Annotated in this window: 14 protein-coding genes; 7 read left to right on the forward strand and 7 right to left on the reverse strand. The window is 50.9% G+C overall.

Annotation, left to right across the window (positions count from 1 at the left end; genetic code table 11):
- Positions 1-31: 31 nt before the first annotated feature.
- On the reverse strand, positions 32-1,051 hold the full coding sequence (epmB, locus tag C3B51_RS05585; protein ID WP_130244436.1) for an EF-P beta-lysylation protein EpmB: 1,020 nt from the start codon (positions 1,049-1,051) through the stop codon (positions 32-34).
- A 41-nt stretch (positions 1,052-1,092) separates the two neighbouring features.
- Between epmB and efp the strand changes: the two genes are divergently transcribed.
- Positions 1,093-1,659, forward strand: coding sequence for an elongation factor P (gene efp / locus C3B51_RS05590; protein ID WP_046004845.1), 567 nt, complete (start codon positions 1,093-1,095; stop codon positions 1,657-1,659).
- Between the two features lie 105 nt (positions 1,660-1,764).
- Positions 1,765-2,763, forward strand: coding sequence for an elongation factor P--(R)-beta-lysine ligase (gene epmA, locus C3B51_RS05595; protein ID WP_130244437.1), 999 nt, complete (start codon positions 1,765-1,767; stop codon positions 2,761-2,763).
- Positions 2,764-2,795: 32 nt separating this feature from the next.
- On the opposite strand, the gene C3B51_RS05600 is transcribed toward epmA, so the two are convergent.
- From C3B51_RS05600 to C3B51_RS05610, 3 genes are all read right to left on the reverse strand, one after another.
- A complete protein-coding gene (locus C3B51_RS05600; protein WP_206076602.1) occupies positions 2,796-4,013 on the reverse strand; it encodes a methyl-accepting chemotaxis protein in 1,218 nt (405 codons plus the stop codon).
- 120 nt (positions 4,014-4,133) lie between these two features.
- Positions 4,134-4,856, reverse strand: coding sequence for a glycerophosphodiester phosphodiesterase (locus C3B51_RS05605; RefSeq protein ID WP_125716997.1), 723 nt, complete (start codon positions 4,854-4,856; stop codon positions 4,134-4,136).
- Entirely contained in the window at positions 4,853-5,716 is an 864-nt protein-coding gene (locus C3B51_RS05610; protein ID WP_125716998.1) for a DMT family transporter, read from the reverse strand. The genes C3B51_RS05605 and C3B51_RS05610 overlap by 4 nt, the downstream gene beginning before the upstream one ends.
- 246 nt (positions 5,717-5,962) lie before the next feature.
- Here C3B51_RS05610 and C3B51_RS05615 point away from each other — a divergent pair, with 246 nt between their 5' ends.
- The 3 genes from C3B51_RS05615 (at position 5,963) to rlmB (ending at position 11,440) form a co-directional block, all read left to right on the forward strand.
- On the forward strand, positions 5,963-8,125 hold the full coding sequence (locus C3B51_RS05615; RefSeq protein ID WP_130244438.1) for an ATP-binding protein: 2,163 nt from the start codon (positions 5,963-5,965) through the stop codon (positions 8,123-8,125).
- An 84-nt stretch (positions 8,126-8,209) separates the two neighbouring features.
- Entirely contained in the window at positions 8,210-10,696 is a 2,487-nt protein-coding gene (rnr, locus tag C3B51_RS05620) for a ribonuclease R (RefSeq protein ID WP_130244439.1), read from the forward strand.
- Between the two features lie 3 nt (positions 10,697-10,699).
- Positions 10,700-11,440: a 23S rRNA (guanosine(2251)-2'-O)-methyltransferase RlmB gene (rlmB, locus tag C3B51_RS05625; protein ID WP_125717001.1), complete on the forward strand. Its 741-nt coding sequence runs from the start codon at positions 10,700-10,702 to the stop codon at positions 11,438-11,440.
- A gap of 34 nt (positions 11,441-11,474) precedes the next feature.
- Here rlmB and yjjG read toward each other — a convergent pair whose 3' ends face one another.
- The 3 genes from yjjG to C3B51_RS05640 form a co-directional block, all read right to left on the reverse strand.
- Positions 11,475-12,170 (reverse strand): pyrimidine 5'-nucleotidase, encoded by a 696-nt coding sequence (yjjG, locus tag C3B51_RS05630; protein WP_125717002.1) that lies wholly within the window; start codon positions 12,168-12,170, stop codon positions 11,475-11,477.
- Positions 12,167-12,700 carry an inosine/xanthosine triphosphatase gene (yjjX, locus tag C3B51_RS05635; protein WP_125717003.1) on the reverse strand — a complete coding sequence of 178 codons (534 nt, stop codon included), beginning with the start codon at positions 12,698-12,700 and terminating at the stop codon, positions 12,167-12,169. The genes yjjG and yjjX overlap by 4 nt, the downstream gene beginning before the upstream one ends.
- Positions 12,701-12,774: 74 nt before the next feature.
- Positions 12,775-13,674, reverse strand: coding sequence for a phosphoribulokinase (locus C3B51_RS05640; protein WP_046004835.1), 900 nt, complete (start codon positions 13,672-13,674; stop codon positions 12,775-12,777).
- A gap of 170 nt (positions 13,675-13,844) precedes the next feature.
- Here C3B51_RS05640 and C3B51_RS05645 point away from each other — a divergent pair, with 170 nt between their 5' ends.
- Both C3B51_RS05645 and galE read left to right on the forward strand, forming a co-directional pair.
- Entirely contained in the window at positions 13,845-14,708 is an 864-nt protein-coding gene (locus C3B51_RS05645; RefSeq protein WP_130244440.1) for a hypothetical protein, read from the forward strand.
- Positions 14,709-14,794: 86 nt separating this feature from the next.
- Complete coding sequence (galE, locus tag C3B51_RS05650; RefSeq protein ID WP_130244441.1) at positions 14,795-15,811, forward strand: UDP-glucose 4-epimerase GalE; 1,017 nt, start codon at positions 14,795-14,797, stop codon at positions 15,809-15,811.
- The last annotated feature ends 247 nt before the right edge of the window (positions 15,812-16,058 follow it).

The following is a 16,058-nucleotide window of genomic DNA, read 5'->3' on the forward strand; positions in this document are numbered from 1 at the left end:
GAATGCGTTAATCCGATGTTTGCGTGCTGTATCAGGTTGGGCTCAGTCCCAAATCAATCGGCGTCTTACTCGGTTGGCCGCCGATTTCTCTTACCAATTTGGGAACCAAAAACCCTGGCAGCGTCTCGAGCAGGTTATGCATCAATGTAACGGCTGCTTGTTCTGACACATCAAAATGACTAGCACCTTCTACCTTATCCAGCACATGCAGATAATAAGGCAGTACATCAGCGTCAAATAAGGCTTCACTCAGCGCCTGTTGAGCAGTCAGGCTATCGTTAATCCCTTTGAGCAATACCGCCTGATTTAACAGCATAACGCCGGCACGTTTTAGCTTTTGCATTGCCGCTGTAAAGTGTATATCGATTTCATTGGCATGATTAATGTGATTTACCAGAACCGGTTTTAGCCGGCTACTGCTGAGCGCTTCGCATAAGTTGTCCGTGATCCGGGCCGGGATCACCACAGGTAAGCGGGTGTGAATTCTCAGGCGTGTCAGGTGAGGGATTTCATCGAGGTGTTCAAGCAGCCAGGCCAGCATATCATCTTTGGCCATCAGAGGATCGCCGCCACTTAAAATCACTTCATTGATCTCAGGGTGGGTGTTCAGATAGTCGAATACGGCCTGTAAAGAGCGTTTATTGAGCTGGTTATCCTGATAAGGAAAGTGACGACGAAAACAATAACGGCAGTTCACAGCGCAGCCGGTTTTTAGCATCAGCAGCACGCGGGAGCGGTACTTGTGCAGCAATCCGGGCAGCGCTGCCTGCTGTTCGTCGAGGGGATCTTTGTGAAAACCGGCTTTAGCTAAGAATTCCTGATGCTGAGGCAGCACCTGAAGCAGCAAGGGATCTTTGGCATCCCCATAACGCATTTTTGCGATAAAGGGACGTGGAACTCTGAGCGGAAACAATCGCTTAGCGGCTAGGTCTTGTTCACTGAAGTGGCCCTCCAGGCCCACCAGTTTGAGCAGCTCATCTGCACTGGTGACCACATTCGCCAATTCTTTTTGCCAGTTAGTATGCAAATTTACTTCATTTATTTGTATCATTAGCGGGTTTATTACTCGAAATACAAAGATTAGAGGATACGATGGCGAATTATAGCACCAACGAATTCAAGGGCGGCCTAAAAATTATGATCGATGGAGAGCCTTGCTCCATCCTGGAAAATGAAGTGGTCAAGCCCGGTAAGGGCCAGGCGTTTAACCGTGTTAAGATCCGTAAGCTGATCTCAGGTAAAGTTTTAGAGAAAACTTTTAAGTCTGGTGAATCGGTTGAAGGTGCAGACGTCATGGACACCGATCTGGCTTATCTGTACACAGATGGTGAGTTCTGGCACTTTATGAACAACGAAACCTTCGAGCAAATCGCGGCAGATGAAAAAGCACTGGGCGATAGCGTGAAGTGGTTGGTTGAAAACGATGTGTGTACCATCACATTGTGGAACGGCAGTCCAATTGCTGTGACGCCGCCTAACTTCGTTGAGCTGGAGATCACTGAAACAGATCCCGGTCTGAAAGGCGATACAGCAGGCACCGGTGGTAAACCTGCGACGCTGAGCACTGGCGCTGTGGTACGTGTTCCTTTGTTCGTACAAATCGGTGAAGTGATCAAAGTAGATACGCGCAGCGGCGAATACGTGAGCCGTGTTAAGTAAGCCAGTGCGCTTTGTTGCTATCTCGCTTTGTTATTAAGTGAGCCTGCATCAACAAGTCACCTGTAAATCCCGGTCCTGACCGGGATTTTTTTGTCCGGAGTTATTATGAGTCATTCAGCATCTGATGGCACGTCTGACATTGTTTGGGCACCGAGTGCCAGTATCGATACCCTGCGTCAGCGTGCCGCTATCCTCGCTAAAATTCGTGCTTTTTTTGCCGCACGAGAAGTTCTTGAAGTCGAAACCCCGAGCCTGGCCCAAGCCTCAGTGACGGACGCTCATCTTGCCACCTTCTCAACCACATTTGTCGGGCCGGGTCATGCCAGCGGTACGCCTCTGTATCTGCAAACCTCACCGGAATTTGCCATGAAGCGGCTGCTGGCTGCCGGCAGTGGCGCGATTTACCAGATTGGTAAAGCCTTTCGCAATGAAGAGTCAGGCCGACATCACAACCCCGAATTCACCATGCTGGAATGGTATCGGCCCGGGTTTGATGAATTTGCGCTGATGGCGGAAGTGAACGACTTAATGCAGGCGATCCTGGGCTGCCCTGAAGCCGAGTCACTGAGTTATCAGCAGGCCTTTATCACCCATCTTGGCCTGGATCCGCTGAGTGCGTCTATGGATGAACTAAGACAGCTGGCATCACAGCGCGGCCATGGTCATATTGCAGAGCAGGAGCAACACCGCGATACGCTATTGCAATTGCTGTTCTGTATGGAGATTGAACCTTTAATTGGTCAGCAGGCGCCGTGCTTTGTTTATCATTTTCCGGCCTCTCAGGCCGCGCTGGCCCAGCTCAACGCCGAGGATCCCAGAGTGGCAGGACGGTTTGAACTTTATTACCGTGGCATGGAGCTGGCCAATGGCTTCAATGAATTAACGGATGAAGTTGAGCAGAGCGCGCGTTTTGATGAAGATAACGCGCTGCGTGCAGTAATGGGGCTGGCACCTGTGGCAAAAGACCCGCGCTTTTTGGCGGCGCTGGCGCAAGGGCTACCTGCGTGTGCTGGGGTGGCGCTGGGCGTCGATCGCCTGGTCATGCTGGCGACTGGTAAAACCCAGCTCAAAGAGGTTATCGCGTTTGATATTGACAGAGCATAGGTCAGACTAAGCTTGAAGGGCCTTTGCAGGCCCTATACAAAACGCTTAAGCTCTTGCTGTGTTCTGGTTGAGCGCTGCTGTGCATCCTGACAATCTGTCAGGGCGGCATCAATCTGTGCTTTGGCCGATTGCCCCAGCTCAACAATGCGTTGTACTGACTGGTGCGTGTGCTGCTGAGTGGACTCGAGCTGATGCACGGCGCTGACAATCTCTTCGAGCTGCGACTGATTGCGCTCAAAGTCCTCAGACATATCGGCAAAGCCCTGCGACGTAGTACGAATGGCTTGCTCGGCAGAACTTGAGTGATCGATCAGTTGCTCAGACTCCTGATGGGTTTCACCAACCAGCACATCCATTTGGTTAATAAAGTCACTGATCTGGCGGGTAGCGTCGTTCACCTTGACTGAGAGGTTACGCACCTCATCCGCGACCACGGCAAAGCCCCGGCCTGCTTCTCCTGCCCGCGCTGCTTCGATGGCGGCATTGAGCGCCAGCAGGTTGGTTTGATCGGAAAATTCTTCGACCATTTTCAAAATACTGCGGATGTTTTCACTGTTTTCTTTAAGCCCGGCCACGGTAGAAGAAAAGCTGCCGAGCAGATGGGTAATTTGCTGCACTTCTTTCACCAGCGTCGCCAGTGACTGTGACGAGCCACGTACAAAGTGCAGACTTTCCGTATTGGCCTGATAAACCTGATCCGTGTTGTGCACTATGCTTTGCAAACTGTGCGTGACCTGATCGCTGGCAGCGATAATGGTATCGCCCTGATCGATTTGTTGACCACCCAGTAAAGCGGTTTGTTTCATCGAATCAGTGACCTGCTGATTACTGCGATTCGCCGCTTCTGCACTTTGGTAGGTGGCAGCCAGAAGTTTGCTGAGGTGCTGAGTAAAAGTATTGTATTGTTCGCTGAGGTCGCGAAATTCATCATAGGTGAACTGCGGCAACCTGGCATCGAGGTCGCCGTCCTGGCGGTTAATTTGCTCTAGTGTGTCCCGCATGGCCTGCACGGGGCGCACAATCAGGTAGCGCATATAAAAGAAGGTAAAAATAAAGGCACCCACCGATACCAGGGCCAGCAACCAGAATACGCCGGTTGAGCCATTTTGTTCGGCCAGCTCACTGTGTAGCCACAGTAAGGTAATGATTTGAAAAACTAATAAAAACCCCAGATTACCAAAAATCTTGCGGGTCAGGGTGAAGAACAAAGATTCTTCGATCAAATTATAGATGCGCATGTACAAACTCATATTAGGCTCTTCACTGTGCCGTTTAGCATACAGTATAGAGTAAACCTGGCAGGTGCAACTGTTTACAGGTTAAGCAATTTATTTTAATCAGCGGCATAATCCACAGCGCGTTTTGCCTGCTTACTTTGCCGCTGAGGTCTGGTTTAGCTGTTGCTGCACCACCATTTTGGCGTAACAGGGATAATTACTGAATATGCCGTCTACCCCATAATCTAACATTAATTCAATGTCTTTTGCCTTATCGACGGTATAAGCCAGAACTTTAAGGCCGCGCTGCTTGGCATCCTGAACAAACTCATGGTTAATGAAGTTCTTGTCCATATGGATACTTTCGGCATGGAGCTGTTGGGCAAATTGGGCAAAAGTGAGCGGAATAGAAGCCGTGAGTGCACCGATCCTTACCCAGGGAAGCTTTTGCTTAAGCCACAATAGCTGGTGGTGATCAAAGGAAGACAGTAGTAGCTGGTGTCTGGCAATGATGCCGCGTTGCACATTGTCTTCTATGGTTGCAACAAACTTGTCCAGGCTGAAGGTGTGTTTAAGTTCCAGGTTAATCGTCGTTTGCTGACCTATGGTATCGAGCACCTGTTGCAACGTTGGTACGGCTTCGTTGTTGCTGAGCTTAAGCTGGGACAGCGCCGCTCGCGTGGTTTCATTGACTTTGCCCCGGCCGTTGGTGGTGCGATCCAGCCAAGTATCGTGAATAATGGCATAATCATCCAGACAACTTTGTACATCGAGTTCTATGCCATCGACCCCCACTTCCAGTGCCGCTTTAATTGCGCTGAGTGAGTTTTCCGGATAGTTGCCACTGGCACCTCGGTGTGCATAAACCTGGATCATAGCTTATTCCTTGTGATCGACCACGTTTCATAGCAGGCTGCACTGACAACCAGGACGCCCCCTGCCAGGGTGGTTAAAGTGATGGTTTCTGCCAACAGCATATAAGCCAATACAGTCGCGTACAAGGGCTGTAAGCAAGAAATCAGTCCCGCGGTAGTGGCTGATAAGTAACGTAAACTGGACGCAAATAAGGCGTGCGGAATGGCCGTAAATACACAGCCTGCCAGGACGATAAGAACGAGGTTTTCAGTATTTAATTCGGTGGGTGGCACCTCGACAAAAGCGCAGAGCATCAGGCTGGCTATCAGAGTTTGATAAAACATGGTGTGTGGCCCGCCATAGCCGGAAAACAGCTTCTTTTGCAGCAAGTTTCTTAGCGCAAATAAGGCACCAGAAAACACCCCGGTCAGTATGCCCAGGGTAATTTGATTGCCGGGGTCACTGGTGGGCACCAGCAAATAAATGCCAATCATCACAACGAGCGCTGTAAAGACATCTTTGCGCTTTAATCGGCTGTGAAAAAACAGCGGCTCCAGTAGCACAGTGATTACCGGATAGGTGAAAAAGGCAATCACGCCCACGGCGATACCGGCCATTTGCATGGCGGCAAAATAGGTCACCCAGTGCAGTCCAACGCAGATCCCCAGTATTAACACCACGCCATAGTCTTTGCTGGCGTTGAGTTTGAATACACTGCCTTTAAATTTCAAAATGCAGGCTAAGGTGACAAAAGCAATGGCAGTTCGATAGACCGTGATATCCAGCGCAGACAGGGAAATGAGCTTGGAGAATAACGCCGTACCGCCAAACAGCAGCACGGCCAAGTGTAAATTAACGAGAGAGGATTGTTCCGGGCGCATGGCGAACTCGGTTTGTTTTTCATTAGCTTATCACGGTAACTGACGGTTGCTAAAGTATTATGATAGGCACCTGGAGTAGTGGCTTATCCATCCATTCGGATATGCAGGCCTGAGCTGGCGAGGCACTTTTCAAGATAAAAGTATGAGGTGTAATGTCGTGTAATGTCAGGTGGATTAGATTTTGCTTCCAGAGCGGACAAAATTAATACTATACTAGTAGTTCTTTTTGACGATGTTTGATGACGTATGGGCGATCCGAAACAACTTTTACAGATCCTGGCTTTGACGTCGTGCGTGTGTGCGCTGTTTATGCTGGTCAACTGGTATATTCATCGTCGTTTGCTCGGAACCCGGTTATGGGCTGGTTTTTCTGTCTGTACTGCGTTTGGTTGTATTTTCATCGCCTCCTTTTCGCTGTCTGTGACCTGGACCATCTTTATCTCTAACAGCCTGATCTTTATCGGTCTGTATTGTTTAAGTCGGGGCAGTGAGCAATTTTTTTCGGTGCCAAAGCTGACCTGGCCCTGGGTTTTACTGGCGGGCGTATTTTTCCCGGGTTACCTGTATTACACCTACTTTGATGCCAATTTTATCGCCAGGGTGATTTTAAATTATCTGGGGTGGGCGCTGAGTATGATTCTATGTCTGCGCGCTTTATGGCTGGGCCAGCGACGCCAGTGGCAGAGCTTTTCGCCAGCACACTGGGCCTTTGCGACGGCCTGTGTTTGTCTGTTTATCGTATTTTCCGTGCGCCTGGCGATGCTGCATCATTACACTCAGCACGACAGTTTGATCACCAATAACTGGGTTAATCAGTTTTTTTCCGTGTCCGTCATTGTGATGCCGTTGATCTTATGCTTTTCTTTGTGCTTGTTGTGTAGCGGACGGCGTGAAAAAGAGCTCCATGAATTGCGCCATCGGGCCGAGCTTGCCGCGCAGCATAAAGAGCGCTCGCTTACATTGCTCAGTCACGAACTCAGAACCCCGTTAAATGCCATTGTTGGTCACGCAGAGTTACTGAAACGGGCCCCGCGTGAGCCACAGCAGCACGGGCAGTTTTGTGATGTGATTATTGCCACCGCCATGTCGATGTCGGACTTGGCCAATCAGATCTTACTCCAGGCACGTGGCGCTGTGCCCAACACCATTATAGAACCGGTTAACCTCGCCAGTCACCTGAAAGAGCAAGTGACCTTCTTCCTACCACTGGCCGAGAAAAAGCAGCTAAAGTTGTCGCTTACGATGCAGGGCATAGATGCCAATTTGCAGGTCATGATAGACAAAGATCCCTTTACTCTGGTGATCAAAAACCTGTTATCCAACGCGATAAAATACACTGAGCGCGGCGAGGTGGAATTAATCGTCTTTGGTTATGCGCTGAACCCGAACCGTCATCAGCTGCGTATCGCCGTTAAAGATACGGGAGTCGGGCTGAGCCGCGCGCAACAGCAAAAGGTGTTTGAACCCTTTGTCACCTTTGGCGCGCCGCGTGCTATTGCCGATAGCGCCGGGGTAGGCCTGGCCTTGTGTAAGCAATTACTGGAAAACATGGGCGTTGACCTTGAGGTCGAAAGCGTCCCAGGCCAGGGCAGTGAGTTTTTCTTTGAGATGCAGGTTAATTCGCAGCGGAGCGAGCAAAGAGAAGTGCCCGAAAGCAGGCCAACGACGTTGGGCGATATGTCTGTGTTAGTGATTGAAGATAATCATCTGAATCGTGAGGTGGTACGCGGGTATCTCGATACTTTAGGCCTGGGTTATCAGATGGTTGAAACTCTGGCCGCAGCGGAGCAGCAGCTCACTGAAAGCCAGTTTGACGTGCTGCTGCTGGATATGCACTTACCGGATGGCCATGGCTTAGAATGGTATCAATCGCGTTTTGCAGACTTGAGATTGGCACACCCACCTGTGGTGGTGGCGCTTACCGGCGACGTTGATCAGCAAGCGCGTCAGGCCTATCAGCAGGCGGGCATTTACACTTGTCTGGAAAAGCCCTTGCGTATTACTGCGCTGCGTCAGGTATTAGAGAGCATAGTACAGCAAAACAACAGTGGCCTGGCGGCAACCGAGGCCGCCTATGTGGACCTGACCTTTGTTGAGCGCCAGTTAAGCGAGTCCTCCGAGCGTTCCGACTTTTCCTCGCGGTTAATGTATCTCAGTGATCGACTGGATTATGAATTTGCTCAGTTACGTGGTCTGGCCGATATTCAGGCCGACGAATCGCTGCGTGAAAAATTGTTGCAACTGGAGCATGAAGTGGAGCAGCTGGGGTTATATGCATTACGCCAGGCACTGCATCAGACCCGACGCCGTGCAGCGCAGGAGCGCGATATAGACTGGTCTGCCTTGCATCAGTTTGCCAAGCAAAGTGCCTCGGCACTGCAATCCTGTCATCAGCGCCTGAACGCCTGAGTGCCTGAAAAAGCGCAAGGTTAGGTGGGCCATTGGCCGGATTTGAGTTAGAATACAGGTATAACTTCTCTACATACTCAGTGAATGTCTAAACAGGATCCCTATCTCAGCCGAGAACAAGAAAAATACGATAACCCGGTACCCAGCCGTGAGTTTATTCTTGACCACATACAAAAAAGCAACAACAAAAACAATTTCAGCCAGTTATGTCAGGACCTCAAAGTGTTTGAAGATGACCGACAGATTGCCTTCAAGCGCCGACTCAGAGCGATGGAGCGTGATGGCCAGCTGTTTTTCAACAAGTTTAAGTGTTACGTGATCCCAACCGACGATGGCCTGGTAAAGGGCCGGGTGATCGGGCATCGTGATGGCTTTGGCTTTTTGGAGGTTGAAGGGGAAGCCAAAGACTGGTTTATCACTAAGTATCAGATGGACAGAGTACTGCACGGCGACTGGGTGCTGGCGAAAGCCGGTTCACGCGGCTCTGGTGGCAAAGTAGACGCGCGTATTGTACGGGTGCTCGAAAAAGAACGGGCACCGCTGGTCGGGCGCTTTTTTGTAGAGCACGGTATGGCCGTGGTGGTGCCGGAAGATCCGCGTCTCACCCAGGACATTATCATCTTACCCGGCAGCGAAAATGGTGCGCGCCACAACCAAATGGTGCAGGTAGAGATCACGCAAAGCCCCAGCAAGCAAATGAATGCCGTCGGCAAGGTCACTGAAGTATTGGGCGATCACATGGCGCCGGGTATGGAAATTGAAGTGGCGTTGCGCAACCATGAAATCCCTTATGAGTGGCCTCAGGCGGTGCTGGATCAGGTCGCTGAACACGGCGAGTTTGTTGCCGAGCCGGATAAACAGGGGCGGGTTGATTTACGTGCGCTGCCATTGCTGACCATAGACGGGGAAGACGCCCGGGACTTTGATGATGCGGTTTACTGTGAGCGTAAAAAGTCCGGTGGCTGGCGTTTATGGGTTGCCATTGCGGATGTCTCTCATTATGTGCCAAAAGGCAGTGCGCTGGATAAAGAAGCCATCTCGCGGGGGAACTCAGTCTATTTCCCTGAGCAGGTGGTGCCTATGCTGCCCAAGGTCTTATCAAATGGCCTGTGTTCGTTAAACCCACAGGTGGATCGTCTGTGCATGGTGGCCGAAATGACGGTGTCTGAAGCGGGGCGTCTGTCGGGCTATCGTTTTTACGAAGCGGTGATGAATTCTCATGCCCGTCTGACCTATACTAAGGTCCACGCCATGTTGCAGGGCGATGAAGGTCTGCGCGAGCAATATCGCGAACTTTACCCGCATATCAGCGAATTACATCAGATGTATATGGCGCTGAAATCCGAGCGTCAGGCTCGCGGCGCCATCGAGTTTGAAACCCTCGAAACCCGTTTTGTGTTCAATGCCCATCGCAAGATAGAATCTATTGTGCCTGTGGTACGTAACGATGCGCATAAGTTGATCGAAGAATGTATGATCCTCGCCAATGTGTCGGCAGCGCGATTACTGGAAAAACACGAAGCCAGTGCGCTGTATCGGGTACACGATCAGCCGGATCCGGAAAAACTCAGTCAGTTCAGGTTATTCCTGCAAGATTTGGGTATTGAGAGCACGCTGGGCCACGAGCCCACGCCGCTGGAGATCACCGAGGCCCTGGCCGGTCTGGGTGAGCGCCCTGAGCTTGAACTGATCCAGACCATGCTGCTGCGCTCGATGAAACAGGCGGTCTATCAGCCCGATAACATCGGCCACTACGGCCTGGCTTTAAAAGCGTATGCGCACTTTACCTCGCCTATTCGACGTTATCCGGATTTGGTGGTACACCGTGCGATTAAAGGCATTTTAGCCCAGCAGGGGCAGCAGGTTTCGGGGGCTTATGCCTACGAAAATGACGAAGCTAACCAGCTTGGCGAGCAGTGTTCTATGACAGAGCGCCGCGCCGATGATGCCACCCGCGAAGTGGCGGACTGGCTGAAGTGTGAGTTTATGCAAGATCACGTGGGTGATGAATTTACCGGGGTGATCTCATCGGTTACCAACTTCGGTTTGTTTGTCAGGCTCGATGAACTGCAAATTGACGGCTTGATCCATGTCAGCAACCTGGGCCATGAATATTTTCACTTTGATGGTGCCAAGCATTGCCTGATAGGCGAGCACAGCCGCAGCGTGTTCAGATTGGGTGACAAGTTGAGCGTCGTGGTGAACTCCGTCAGCCTGGATGAGCGACGCATTAATCTGGCGCTGGCGGAAGAAGCAGTGCCGGATCGTTATGCCAGACGACGCCGTAAAGCGGCAACTGGCGGTGCCCCCGGCAGTGTCCGCGCGCAACTGAAAGACGGCAAGATCCCAGGCAAAGACAGCAAAGCCGATAAAGACGCGAAATCGGCTAACAGCGAAGGCAAAAAGCCGAAAAAGGGTAAGAAGACCACGCCCAAAGGCAGCGCCAAAAAAGCCAAGCAGGCAGGGACACTGAGCGGCAAGAAAAAAGCCAAGAAAAGTGCAAAGAAAGCCAAGGCAAAACGGCCTGGCAAAAACGCGCGTAAAAGAAACAAACCAAGTGCGGGAGCTTAAACCTTGAGTAATGAATTAATTTTTGGTTTCCATTCCATTGAAGCCATTTTATCTACCACCCCTGAGCGCTTTTTAGAGATCTATGCGCTCAAAGGGCGAGACGATAAACGTCTCAATGCCGTCGTCAATGAGGCGCGTAAGTTTGGCATTTCTGTGCAGTTTATGCAGCGCAAGGCGCTGGACAACAAAGCTAATGGTGAGCAGCATCAAGGGATCATTGCCAACGTTAAAGCAGCCAGAGTGCTCAACGAGCGCGATTTGGATGAGATCTTAGCCCGAGAATCGACCCCTTTCTTTTTGGTACTCGATGGGGTGACGGATCCGCACAACCTTGGCGCCTGCTTACGCAGTGCGGATGCCGCCGGTGCGCACGCTTTAATCGTGCCCAAAGACAAGTCGGCCAAGCTCAACGGCACGGCCCGTAAAGTGGCCTGTGGTGCGGCGGAAACCGTTCCACTTATCCAGGTGACTAATCTTGCACGGACACTAAGAGACATTAAAGAAGCCGGTGTCTGGGTGGTTGGCACCGCAGGTGAAACCGACACTGAACTGTTTGATGCCAGCCTGAGCGGCCCAATCGCCATTGTGATGGGGGCAGAGGGCGATGGTATGCGTCGCCTGACGCGCGAACATTGTGATGTACTGGTGAAAATCCCTATGGTGGGCACTGTATCCAGTCTGAACGTCTCGGTGGCCACCGGGATTTGCTTGTTTGAGGTATTACGTCAGCGCAATGCGCAGTAACCCTCTGGCTACACATTGGGCGGAAAAGGCAAGCTTAGCTTGCCTTTTGTGTTTCTGAATCCAGCAGCAAAGCCTTAAGCTGCGTCAGGTTGTCGACTGTATAAGTTGGCCTGATTTCAGGTGGGCACTCGGCCCCCGGGTGGCGTAACCAGCAGCTGTCGATACCAAACCGATTGGCACCGAGCACATCACTGGCGGGTGTATCACCGACCATCAGTACCTGAGACTTATCTGGATTGCCCAGCAATGACAGTGCGTGCTCAAAGACGCGGGGATCGGGTTTAGCCACACCCACCTGCTCAGAAATCACAATACTGTGAAAATAATCTTTGAATCCGGTGTGTGCCAGGCGTTTCTCCTGCAAGGCAGTAAACCCATTGGTGATGATGGCCAGAGTCGCTTTGCCCTGCAAAGCATGCAATAACTCAGCTGCGCCAGGCAGTGGGTTACAGAGCTCGGCCATGGCATCCAGAAACCCGAGGTTGAGGGTTTCAGCCGGGACATTGAGGCGCTCAGACCAAAATGCAAAGCGGGTGATCTGCAGGGTTTTTGCATCTATTTCACCGTTCTGATACTGCACCCACAAGGGTTTGTTGATGCGTTGATATTCGGCGTTATCGGCTTCGCTAAACTCGACATTGTAACGGGCAAACAGGGCCTTCAGGCCTAAAAAGGCATTGAAACTGAACAGGGTTTCATCGGCATCAAAGAGGATATGGGTATATTTCATGCGTACAGCTCTGGATGGTTAAAAGGGGCCATGGCCAGCAACAGGGCCTGAGTATAGGCACTTTCTCGGGTTGCCAGATGGTTGGTCAGCAAACCTATCGCGCCCCCTTTTTGTTTTATATTGTCGGTATTGAACAGGCGGTCCATCACGTGACCTAGTTCTTCCCCTGCCAGCAGTGCATCATAAATCCGTTGCGGCAAAGGCAGGTTGGCACTGCGGCCAATGCTCTCATGCTGACCATTGGAGATGACCACAAAAGCAAAGGTAGCTGGGCCATAAGTAAATTGATGGGCACCGCCTTCCATGGCACAGTAATAGTCGGCTGTGTGCTGGTCAACCAGGTATTGCACGCGGTTTTGAGCGCCCAGTAGTGTGTCAGCTTCGCCCAGCGGTTGGCTGGCAACCCCGCTTGGCGCATCTAAGCCTTCACACTGAATGTCACTATCTGGAAAATATTGCGTGAATATCTGCCTTGCGGCATTGATCTTAACCGGATTCTTTGACCCGACGAGTACCTTAATAACTGCCATGCGCGATGCCCTGAAAAAGTGCTAGTGTAACGGCTTCGCCGGGCCGGTCGCAAGCAGTGAAGTGTAACTGTGCGTTAAACGGGCAAATCCAACGGTACAATTTGCTCCAGTGCCCGCTTCTTGGTAAGTAAGTCTTTGATAAGCGGCGTTAACACCAGCTCCATCGCCAGGCCCATTTTACCACCCGGGACAACCAAGGTGTTCACGCGGGACATAAAGCTGCCCTGGATCATCTGCAAATAATAGGGGAAGTCGACATCTTTGATGTCGCGAAAGCGGATCACCACAAAGCTTTCATCCAGCGAGGGGATATCTTTGGCGCTAAAGGGGTTGGAAGTATCGACCGTAGGAACACGCTGAAAGTTAATATGAGTGCGTGAGAACTGAGGCGTGATATGGTTTATATAGTCATCCATACTACGCACGATTGAGGTCATAACAGCTTCGCGGGAATGACCACGTTCATGGGTGTCGCGGATCAGTTTTTGGATCCACTCCAGGTTGATGATGGGCACCATACCAATCAGCAAGTCGACATGATGGGCCACATCATGCTCTTCGGTCACTATGCCGCCGTGCAGGCCTTCATAAAACAGCATGTCGCTGTTGCTGTCCAATTCCTGATAAGGCGTAAAGGTACCAGGTAGCTGGTTGTAAGGCACGGCGTCATCAAAGGTATGCAGGTAGCGTCGGACCTGGCCGGTGCCGGTCTGGCCATAGCTTTCAAACAGAGCTTCGAGTGCGGCAAAGTCATTGGCTTCCTGACCAAAATAGCTCAGGTGTTTACCTTCTTGCAGGGCCTCGCGTTTTAACTTATCCATTTCCGGGCGGGTATAACGGTGAAAGCTGTCGCCTTCGACAAACTCAGCTTTGGCGTCCAGGCTGCGAAAAATGTGCTTAATCGCGGCTGTGGTGGTGGTGGTCCCGGCACCAGAACTGCCCGTGATCGCGATGATTGGATGCTTTGCAGACATTGTGTCCCCTTACCTGGCTCAGCTGGCCTGAGCGTAACTTCCGATTAACACCTCTCGATGTTACTCGATAAGGGAAAATTCGCAAGGCATTTCGCGGCGACTTGCATAGCGATGATTGAGTTCCTACGCTCGCCCGGTATGATAGCGAAAAAAACAAGGGATATAACACAATGACAATGCTGAAAAAGATCATCACAATCGGGTTGCTATGGGGCGTAACGGGCGCGCTCAATGCGATGCCAGCCTCTCAGTTGTGGCTGGCGGAAGAACACGCCGGTACGCTCTCTGTCAAACCAATTAGCGCTGCGGATGGCTACCACAACCAGCCTTTGGTTGTCGACAATGGCGTCTATTTTACGCAGCAGGTTCAAAGTCCTGAAGGGGCCCAAACTGACCTGTTTTTTTATGATTTTACCACTCAAGAGGCCCGTAATCTCACCAATACTCCGGTGTCTGAATATTCACCCACTCTGTATCCCTATGATGATGGGCTCTCTGCGGTGGTCGTTGAAGCCGATGGCTCGCAAAAATTGTGGTTTTATCCATTTTCAGACGCACACTCACCGAGGCGACTGTTTGAGCATATTGCCCCTGTCGGTTACCATGCCTGGGGCGAAGACGAACAGCTGGTAATGTTCATTCTTGGCGCGCCACACACTTTGCAATTCACCGATTTAAAAGGGCATTTACCCAAAGTCGTGGCCAGTGATATCGGCCGGACCCTGGCCTATAATCCTGCGCGGGCGATATACAGCTTCACATATACCACTCAAGGCCAGCAGTGGTTTGCCAGTTTCAATGCGGACACACAGCTAGTGACGCAACACTTTGCGCTGCCAGCCAGTGTACATTATTACACCTGGTTTGATGACAACACCCTTGCTTATGCCATTGGTAATCGCATTTATACCCGTCAGCTTGATAGCCCAAATAAAGTGCAATTATGGCGCAATTTGTCGGCTTATTGTGCCGGGAATATTTCGCGTCTCAGTAAGCAAGGCGGGCGGCTAGTGTTTGTGTGCGATCAAGCTTAAACAGCTACCTTCATTAAATGCCAAACACTGACACATCCGACGTGATCGTTTACAATGAGCTCAGTTATATTTTTAGGAAAAGTACTATGACCATCTTAGTTACCGGTGGTGCCGGGTATATTGGTTCGCATACTGTGCTGGAGTTGTTGAGTGAAGGCGCGGATGTGGTTGTTATCGATAACCTGAGTAATGCATCACAGCAGGCTTTGCAGCGCGTAGAGTCACTGACAGGTCGTACTGCGACCTTCTATCAGGGTGATATTTGCGACAAAGCATTTCTCGACGGGGTTTTTGCTAAACATCAGATAGAGCAGGTGATCCACTTTGCCGGATTAAAGGCGGTCGGTGAGTCGGTACAAAAGCCAGTTGAGTATTATCAAAACAATGTGCAGGGCACGCTGACTTTACTCGATGCAATGCGCGATGCCGGTGTATTTCAGTTGGTGTTTAGTTCTTCTGCAACCGTTTATGGCGATCCCGCCAGTTTACCGATCCGTGAGGAGTTCCCCGTGGGTGGCACAACAAACCCGTACGGTACCTCTAAACTGATGGTGGAGATGATCCTGCAAGACCTGGCTAAATCAGATGCGCGCTGGGCGTTTGCGATTTTACGTTACTTTAATCCGGTTGGTGCACATATCTCAGGCCAGATAGGCGAAGACCCCAATGGTATTCCAAACAATCTGCTGCCTTATATTGCACAGGTTGCGGTGGGCAAACTAGAAAAGCTGGGCGTGTTTGGTAATGACTATGACACCCATGATGGCACCGGTGTACGCGACTACATTCATGTTGTTGACTTGGCCATTGGTCATCTGAAAGCACTGGATAAGATTGCTGCGCAACCTGGCGCGCATGTCTACAACCTTGGCACAGGCAATGGTTACTCGGTAATGGACATGGTCAAAGCCTTTGAAAAAGCTGCAGGTAAGTCAATCAATTACGAAATAAAACCGCGACGCGATGGCGACATTGCCGCGTGTTATGCCGCCCCCGAAAAAGCCCTGAATGAGCTGGGCTGGCAAGCAGAGCGTGGCATCGATGAGATGATGCAGGATACCTGGCGCTGGCAAAGCCAAAACCCGAACGGGTATGAAGGTTAACCCTCAATAAGCGGCCCGGCGTGGCCGCTTATTCCACCCCCTGTCAACGCTGGATGAAACTCATCACAACAGCGTGTATAATTCCCCATTTAGCTATACCAATTTCACTTAATACCTGTTCAATTTGACTGAGCAAATATGACGCTAACTATGTTAAAAATTTCTCATTTAGAACAACTAAATAGCAAAATTTTTGCCTTGTTATCGACCCTATTTTCTCGCCTCAAAATAGAACACTTAATTAAGC

The sequence above is a fragment of the Pseudoalteromonas rubra genome (assembly GCF_004212645.1).
In the GTDB taxonomy this organism is placed as follows: Bacteria; Pseudomonadota; Gammaproteobacteria; order Enterobacterales; family Alteromonadaceae; genus Pseudoalteromonas; species Pseudoalteromonas rubra_G.